This window comes from Mesocryomonas lacus, from assembly GCF_055730135.2.
Map to the genome: position 1 here is coordinate 1 of NZ_JBUZWE020000052.1, position 822 is coordinate 822.

Below are 822 nucleotides of genomic sequence, written 5' to 3' on the forward strand. Positions count from 1 at the left end.
TTCACCGCGGGGCAGATGATACTCTCGCTCGGGGGGGCCGGCGGCCATGGCCGAGGTTCGCTGCGATCTGCGCTGGCTGGGACCTGGAGACGAACACCGGGAACGCGAGCTGTCGTTTTTGTTGCAGGCACTCGAGAAACGGCTCGGTTACCGCTTGCCAAACAAAGTTAGGTTTCTCGACACCATTATTTGAGCGTTCGCAATCTCGCAGATGCTTCGTCCAGTACCTTCGCAGTCACCCCTTCCTTTGTCTCGATGGCAGCCGGCAACCAGACCGACACCGTCGTACCCTTTCCAATCTCGCTATCGATGACGAGTTTCCCGCCGAAATGCGCGGCCATCCCCGCCACCATCGACAGCCCGAGCCCGGTCCCCTTTCCGACGCCCTTCGTCGTGAAGAACGGCTCCACCGCCTTCGCGATAGTGTCCGCGTCCATGCCCACGCCGTGATCGGCAACGGACAGGCAGACATATCTCCCCGGCGTCAGGCCCTCCGGATGGTGGGACGTCTCAGACATGGCGGAGATGATGATCCGCCCGCCATTCGGCATCGCGTCGCGAGCGTTTACGGCGAGGTTCATGACCGCCAGCTCAAGCTGTGCCGGGTCGGCATGAACAGGAGGTAGCGCTTCCTGAAAACGCAAGTCGACCCTTACACCTGTCCCGATCGTCCGTCGTAATAGTTCGGACATCCCCTTCAGCAGCGGCGCGACGTCGAAGTCCTCGAGCTGAATTTCCTGCTTCCTGGCAAACGCGAGCATGCGCTGTGTCAGAGCGGCGCCGCGATGTGCCGCCTCCAGCGCATTGTCGAGATACTTCGTC

Annotated in this window: 1 protein-coding gene; it reads right to left on the reverse strand. The window is 61.4% G+C overall.

From position 1 onward, the window contains the following. Positions 1 to 185: 185 nt before the first annotated feature. The coding region (locus tag ACZLZY_RS24885) for a sensor histidine kinase (RefSeq protein WP_472936642.1) at positions 186 to 822 on the reverse strand (637 nt) is incomplete at its 5' end.